At 70.1% G+C, this 6,826-nt stretch carries 7 protein-coding genes; 6 read left to right on the forward strand and 1 reads right to left on the reverse strand.

Translation table 11 applies throughout. The features are described from left to right. Positions 1 to 13: 13 nt before the first annotated feature. On the reverse strand, positions 14 to 865 hold the full coding sequence (locus MKL20_RS23185; RefSeq protein WP_244038647.1) for a S49 family peptidase: 852 nt from the start codon (positions 863 to 865) through the stop codon (positions 14 to 16). A 229-nt stretch (positions 866 to 1,094) separates the two neighbouring features. Between MKL20_RS23185 and MKL20_RS23190 the strand changes: the two genes are divergently transcribed. From MKL20_RS23190 to MKL20_RS23215, 6 genes are all read left to right on the forward strand, one after another. Further along, the gene (locus MKL20_RS23190; protein ID WP_243965449.1) at positions 1,095 to 1,397 is read left to right on the forward strand and encodes a hypothetical protein; all 303 of its coding nucleotides are present in this window, start codon (positions 1,095 to 1,097) and stop codon (positions 1,395 to 1,397) included. A 176-nt stretch (positions 1,398 to 1,573) separates the two neighbouring features. Continuing rightward, positions 1,574 to 4,366, forward strand: a complete 2,793-nt coding sequence (gene gyrA, locus MKL20_RS23195) for a DNA gyrase subunit A (RefSeq protein WP_244038648.1) — start codon at positions 1,574 to 1,576, stop codon at positions 4,364 to 4,366. A 61-nt stretch (positions 4,367 to 4,427) separates the two neighbouring features. Continuing rightward, positions 4,428 to 4,931: a pantetheine-phosphate adenylyltransferase gene (gene coaD / locus MKL20_RS23200; RefSeq protein WP_244038649.1), complete on the forward strand. Its 504-nt coding sequence runs from the start codon at positions 4,428 to 4,430 to the stop codon at positions 4,929 to 4,931. Between the two features lie 27 nt (positions 4,932 to 4,958). Then, positions 4,959 to 5,507 (forward strand): peptidylprolyl isomerase, encoded by a 549-nt coding sequence (locus MKL20_RS23205; protein ID WP_244038650.1) that lies wholly within the window; start codon positions 4,959 to 4,961, stop codon positions 5,505 to 5,507. Positions 5,508 to 5,516: 9 nt separating this feature from the next. Beyond that, positions 5,517 to 6,014, forward strand: a complete 498-nt coding sequence (locus MKL20_RS23210; RefSeq protein WP_244038651.1) for a hypothetical protein — start codon at positions 5,517 to 5,519, stop codon at positions 6,012 to 6,014. 68 nt (positions 6,015 to 6,082) lie between these two features. After that, positions 6,083 to 6,544 (forward strand): peptidylprolyl isomerase, encoded by a 462-nt coding sequence (locus MKL20_RS23215; RefSeq protein ID WP_058192188.1) that lies wholly within the window; start codon positions 6,083 to 6,085, stop codon positions 6,542 to 6,544. Positions 6,545 to 6,826 lie beyond the last annotated feature (282 nt).

Here is a 6,826-nt window from a genome sequence, read left to right on the forward strand (position 1 = left end):
GCGGAATCCCGCGTCAGAGCCCGAAGCGGGCGAAGGCGGCGCGCTCCTCCAGCGCCGCCAGGGCGTCCTCGGCGATCCCGCCCGGTGCCCCGCCCCGGCGCAGCAGGCGGGACAGGAGGCCGCCTTTGGCCTCGGCCACGAGCCGCAGGTCGACCGTGTCGCCGAAGCGCGCGCGCATGGTCGCGCGCACGTCGCCGAGCGCGTCGACCAGCCCGAGGGGCAACGCCTGGCGACCGGTCCAGACCGCGCCGGTGAACAGGTTTTCGGAGGTCGACAGGGTCGGGCGCCGGCTCGTGACAAGGCCGGTGAACAGGTCCTGGATGTCGGCCTGAAGGCGCTTCAGGCGCTCCACGTCGGCCGGATCCTCCGGGCGGAACGGGTCGAGCATCGATTTCGCCTCGCCCTGGGTGTGCACCCGGCGCTCGACGCCGATCTTTTCCAGCAGGCCCTGGAAGCCGAAGCCCGCCGAGACCACCCCGATCGAGCCGACGATCGAGGTCGGGTCGGCGACGATCTCGTCGGCCGCGCAGGCGATCATGTAGCCGCCCGAGGCCGCGACATCCTCCACGAAGGCTACGACCGGGAGCTTCTTCTCCTCGGCCAGGGCCCGGATGCGCCGGTGGATCAGGTGCGACTGCGCCGGCGCGCCGCCCGGCGAGTTGATCACGATCGCCACCGCCTTGATCCCGGGCATCGTGAAGGCTCGCTCCAGGCTGCCCGCCACGCCGCCGATCGAGAGCCCCGGGCGGATCGGCGAGACCGCCCCGATCGTGCCGGAGAGCCGGACCACGGCGACCCGGGGGCGACGGTCGCGGAAACGGCGCGGCAGGAAGGCCCGGAGGGCGTCGGGGATCGCGAACGGCATGGAGACTCTTGGGGAGAGGTCGGAAGCGCAGGTGCTGCCGCCCGAGTTGGGCTTTCCGGGGGCTGGTGCAAGGGAACCGGGACAGGAGGTCCCGGCAACCATGATCGTCTGCGCAGTCAAAGCGGATCGAACCGTTTGCCGACCTTGGCGGTTCCTGGCGACGGCGCGCGGATCGTGCCGGCCCGGATCGGCGGGACGCCGCCGGGGGCTCACACGGGAGAGAGAGACGATGCGACCCTGGCCTATCCTGGTCCTGCTCGCCGCGCTGATCGGGGGCTTCGCCAGCGCCCCGTCGCAGGCGGCGCCCCTGCCGGTCCCGGCCGCCGCCGAGGCGGCTGCGCCCGGCCCCACGGTGCAGCTCGCCCGCTGGCACTATCGCCGCCACTGGCACCGGCGCCACCACTATCGGCGGCACTGGCATCACCGGCGCCATCACTGGCACCGCCGTCACCATTTTCACCGTCACTACGGGCACCGGCGGCCCATCGCGTATCGCCGCCATTTCGGCCCGCGGCACCCGACGTTCTACTGAGAGGTGCAGCCCGCGCCACGGCCGGATCGGGCCGGGGCGCGGCCTTGTGTGCGGGCGCGGAAAAGCTTATTTAACCACCTGATATCACTGCTGTTCCGCAAGGCCGTCCGGGCGCTCCGCGCGCCACCGGGACGGTCGCCAGCACCGCCCCTCCGGGCCTGATAACGGGTACTTCCTTGGCCGAGACCGATCCGACGGGCACCACCCCGCCCGCCAGCGACATTCGCCCCGTCTCCATCACCGACGAGATGCGCCGTTCCTACCTCGATTACGCGATGAGCGTGATCGTGAGTCGCGCGCTTCCCGACGCGCGCGACGGGCTGAAGCCGGTCCACCGCCGCATCCTGTATTCCGCCTTCGAATCCGGGCACCTGCCGGAGCGGAAATACGTCAAGTCGGCCCGTATCGTCGGCGACGTGATCGGTCTCTACCACCCGCACGGCGACCAATCGATCTACGACGCCTTGGTGCGGATGGCGCAGGACTTCTCCATGCGCCTGATGCTCATCGACGGGCAAGGCAATTTCGGCTCGGTCGACGGCGACCCGCCGGCGGCCATGCGCTACACCGAATCGCGCCTGGCCAAGCCTGCGACCGCGCTGCTCTCGGACATCGACAAGAACACCGTCGACTTCCAGCCGAACTACGACGAATCGCGGGAGGAGCCCAAGGTCCTCCCGGCCCGGTTCCCGAACCTCCTGGCCAACGGCGCCGGCGGCATCGCGGTCGGCATGGCGACCAACATCCCGCCGCACAATCTCGGCGAGCTGATCGACGCCTGCATGGCGCTGATCGACGATCCCGGGCTGACCATCGAGCAGCTCACCGAGATCGTCCCCGGGCCGGACTTCCCCACCGGCGGCATGATCCTCGGCCGGGCCGGCACCCGGCAGGCCTACGCCACCGGCCGCGGCTCGGTGATCATGCGGGCCAAGTCGCATGTCGAGGAGCTGCGCAAGGAGCGCGAGGCGCTGATCTTCACCGAGATCCCGTATCAGGTGAACAAGGCGACGCTGGTCGAGAAGATCGCCGAGCTGGTCAAGGAAAAGCGGGTCGAGGGCATCTCGGACCTGCGCGACGAATCCGACCGCAGCGGCATGCGCATCGTGGTCGAGATCAAGCGCGACGCCATGGCCGAGGTGGTGCTGAACCAGCTCTACCGGTTCACGCCGCTGCAATCCTCCTTCGGCTGCAACATGGTCGCCCTCAACGGCGGCCGGCCGGAGCTGATGAACCTGAAGGACCTGCTCCAGGCCTTCGTCGACTTCCGTGAGGAGGTCGTCTCCCGGCGCACCAAGTTCCTGCTCGGCAAGGCCCGCGAGCGCGCCCACGTGTTGTGCGGCCTCGCCATCGCGGTCGCCAATATCGACGAGGTGATCCGGCTGATCCGCACCTCGCCGGATCCGAACACGGCCCGCGAGGCCCTGATGAGCCGCGACTGGCCGGCCCACGACATCGCGCCGCTGATCGCGCTGGTGGACGACCCGCGCCACCGGGTCGCCGAGGACGGCACCTATCGCCTGTCCGAGACCCAGGCCCGCGCCATCCTCGACCTGCGCCTGCAGCGCCTCACGGCTCTCGGCCGCGACGAGGTCGGCGACGAGTTGAAGACGCTGGCCGACGAGATCGCCGACTATCTCGACATCCTGCGCTCGCGCGCCCGGATCCAGGCGATCGTCAAGGACGAACTCGTCGAAGTGCGGCAGCAATTCGCCACGCCGCGCCGGACCGAGATCGTCGATTACGATTCGAGCGTCGACGACGAGGATCTGATCGCCCGCGAGGACATGGTCGTGACCGTGTCCCATGCCGGCTACGTCAAGCGCGTGCCGCTCTCGACCTACCGGGCCCAGCGCCGGGGCGGGAAGGGCCGCTCAGGGATGGCGACCCGCGACGAGGATTTCGTCACCCGCCTGTTCGTGGCCAACACCCACACGCCGGTGCTGTTCTTCTCCAGCCAGGGCCAAGCCTACAAGGAGAAGGTCTGGCGCCTGCCGATGGCCGCCCCGAACGCCCGCGGCAAGGCGCTGGTGAACATCCTGCAGCTCCAGGACACATCGGAGCGCATCACCACGATCATGCCGCTGCCGGAGGACGAGGCGTCCTGGGAGACCCTCGACGTGATGTTCGCCACCGCCAGCGGCAATGTCCGGCGCAACAAGCTCTCGGACTTCGTCCAGGTGAACCGCAACGGCAAGATCGCCATGAAGCTCGATCCGGGCGACCACATCGTCCATGTCGAGATCTGCCGGCCGGACCAGAACGTGCTGCTGACCACGGCGATGGGGCAGTGCATCCGCTTCCCCGTAGAGGACGTGCGCGTGTTCAAGGGCCGCGATTCCACCGGCGTGCGCGGCATCCTGCTGGCCAAGGACGACCGGGTCATCTCGATGACGATCCTGAACGCCTTCGACGCCAGCGCCGAGGAGCGGACCGGCTACCTGAAGATGCGCCGGGCCGTCACCGGCGAGGCGGAGGAGGGCGTCGAGGTGGAGGCCGAGGACGGCGCCGAGGCCGCCGCGATCTCCCAGGAGCGCTACGCCGAGATGGGCGCGGCCGAGCAATACGTGCTCACCCTGTCCGAGCGGGGCTACGGCAAGCGCTCGTCGTCGTTCGAGTACCGGACCTCGGGCCGCGGCGGTAAGGGCATCACGGCCATGCGGGTCAACGACCGCAACGGCAGCCTCGTGGGCTCCTTCCCGGTCGAGGCCACGGACCAGATCATGCTGGTCACCGACCGCGGCCAGCTGATCCGGGTGCCGGTGGACGATATCCGCATCGTCGGCCGCGCCTCGCAGGGCGTGACCGTGTTCAACACCGCCAAGGACGAAAAGGTCGTGTCGGTGGAGCACATCGTGGGCGAGGACGACACCGAAGCCGGCGCCGAGGGCGGCTTGGACGGCGGCCTGGACGGCGGCATCGAGAGCGGCCCCGATGCCGGTCCGGAGGGCGGCCCCGAGGAGGCGTGAGGCTCCGGCCCGCGCACCCCGAGGTTCCGTCCGGCGCAAAAATGCTCTAGGTCGGGCCTCGATGACCCGCACCGCCCTCTATGCCGGCTCGTTCGATCCGGTCACGAACGGCCATCTCGACGTGGTCCGCCAAGCCTGCCGGCTGGTGGACCGCCTCGTGATCGCCATCGGCGTCCATCCCGGGAAGGCGCCGCTGTTCTCCGCCGAGGAGCGCGCCGCCCTGCTCGCCGAGACCTGCGGGCCGGTGGCGCAGGCCGAGGGCGCGACGCTGGAGATCGCGACGTTCGCCGACCTCGCGGTCTCGGCCGCACGGCGCTGCGGCGCATCGATCTTCATCCGCGGGCTGCGCGACGGCACGGATCTCGACTACGAGATGCAGCTCGCCGGCATGAACAGCGCCATGGCGCCCGAGGTGCAGACGGTGTTCCTGCCCGCCTCGACCCAGGCGCGCCCGATCACCGCGACGCTGGTGCGCCAGATCGCCGGCATGGGCGGGGACGTCTCGCCCTTCGTGCCCGCGGCCGTCGCCGACCGCCTCCGGCAGCGCTTCGCCGCCACCGCCTGATTCCCTAACGTTTCTGGAAGGAACCCGATGAACCGCCGCTACGCCCTTCTCGCGCTCGCCCTCACGTTCGGCTCCGTCACGGCCGCGCGGGCCGCCGACGCCAACACGGTCTATCTCGAGACCAAGGACGGGCGCATCACCATCGCGCTGCGGCCGGACCTCGCCCCCAAGCACGTCAAGCAGATCAAGACGCTGGTTTCCCAGGGCTTCTACGACGGCTTGAAGTTCCACCGGGTGATCGACGGCTTCATGGCCCAGACCGGCGACCCGAAGGGCAACGGCACCGGCGGATCCAGCTTGCCGAACATTCCGGGCGAGTTCTCGCAGACGGCCGAGTTCCGCCGCGGGACCGTGGGCATGGCGCGCTCGTCGGATCCGAACTCGGCCAATTCGCAGTTCTTCATCTGCCTCGGCGACGCGCCGTTCCTGAACAAGCAATACACCGTCGTGGGCAACGTCACGGACGGGCTCGACGTGCTGGACAGGATCAAGAAGGCCGCCCCCGGCGCGCCGGGCGGGGCCGTGCAGGATCCGGACAAGATCGTCCGCATGACGCTCGCCGAGAAGGCGAAGTAGCGCCCGCCGATGTGGCGCCGGCTGGCCGTGATCGGCGCGCTCGCCCTCGCTCCGGCGGCGGCGCGTGCCTATGACGGCTTCTATGCCTATGGCGGCTATGCCGACGAGCCCGGCGGCGGCTACCCGTTGAGCCTCCCGCAGACCCTGCGGGGCACCGTCGCGGTGCCGCTCGCGCATCAGCCGGCCCGGGCGGCCGACACCCTGGCCGAACTCTATCCGGTGCTGGCCGCCTGCTGGCAGCCGCCCGCCGGCCTCGGCCGGCCGGCCGCGGGGTCCGACGACGTCGAGATTACCGCACGGCTGTCGCTGCGGCGCGACGGCAGCCTGCTCGGCCCCCCACGCATCACCTACGCGGCGGGGTACGCACAGAACCAGCGCCGGACGCTGGTGCGGGCGACCCTGGACGCGCTCGCCGGCTGCACGCCGGCCAAGATCACCCCGGGCCTCGGCCGGGCGATCGCCGGGCGGCCGGTGGCCCTCCGCTTCGTCTACCGCCCGCCGGCCTGACCGTCTCACGCGCGCTCGCCGGATCCGGCGGGCGCCGCTACAGTCCCACCAACAGGAAGGACCTACCCATGGCCGACACCGAAACCCTCATCCTCGAGACCACCAAGGGCCGCGTCGTGATCGGGCTGCGCCCCGACCTCGCCCCGGGCCATGTCGAGCGGATCAAGACGCTGGCCGCCCAGGGCTTCTACGACGGCGTGCCGTTCCACCGGGTGATCGAGAACTTCATGGCCCAGACCGGCGACCCGACCGGCACCGGCTCGGGCGGCTCCGAGCTGCCGGACCTGAAGGCCGAGTTCAACGCCGAGCCGCACGTGCGCGGCACCTGCTCGATGGCCCGCACCAACTTCCCGCACTCGGCGAACTCGCAGTTCTTCATCTGCTTCGACGACGCGCGCTTCCTCGACAAGCAGTACACGGTCTGGGGCAAGGTCGTGGAGGGCATGGACGTGGTCGACACGATCAACAAGGGCGAGCCGCCGCGCTCCCCGGACAAGATCGTCAAGGCGAGCGTGGGCGAGGCGGCCTAGTTTGAAACTTGGCCGCCCGTGCGCGCGACAGGTGCGAGCACGGGCGGCCGGTCAGAGGGTCCGCACCGCCTTCGCCGTCATTGCGAGCGGAGCGAAGCAACCTAGGGCAGCGCGCGATCCCCGAACGTGGCGTTTCCCTGAGTTGCTTCGCTGCGCTCGCAATTGTGCAGGTTCACAAATTCGCTGATCGGGGCGGGGTGGTCAGTTGGGGGTGAGGGTTGCGAGGAAGGCCTTGGGCGAGATCCCGCCGAGGGCTTGGTGGGGTCTGATCTCGTTGTAATA

It is taken from the genome of Methylobacterium sp. E-066 (genome assembly GCF_022829635.1).
GTDB lineage: Bacteria > Pseudomonadota > Alphaproteobacteria > Rhizobiales > Beijerinckiaceae > Methylobacterium.

Bases quoted from the DNA above. Each gene is read 5' to 3' on its own strand.
- MKL20_RS23210 (WP_244038651.1), top strand. From the start codon at position 5,517: ATGTGGCGCCGGCTGGCCGTGATCGGCGCGCTCGCCCTCGCTCCGGCG.
- MKL20_RS23190 (WP_243965449.1), top strand. From the start codon at position 1,095: ATGCGACCCTGGCCTATCCTGGTCCTGCTCGCCGCGCTGATCGGGGGC.
- MKL20_RS23185 (WP_244038647.1), bottom strand. From the start codon at position 865: ATGCCGTTCGCGATCCCCGACGCCCTCCGGGCCTTCCTGCCGCGCCGT.
- MKL20_RS23205 (WP_244038650.1), top strand. From the start codon at position 4,959: ATGAACCGCCGCTACGCCCTTCTCGCGCTCGCCCTCACGTTCGGCTCC.
- MKL20_RS23215 (WP_058192188.1), top strand. From the start codon at position 6,083: ATGGCCGACACCGAAACCCTCATCCTCGAGACCACCAAGGGCCGCGTC.
- coaD (WP_244038649.1), top strand. From the start codon at position 4,428: ATGACCCGCACCGCCCTCTATGCCGGCTCGTTCGATCCGGTCACGAAC.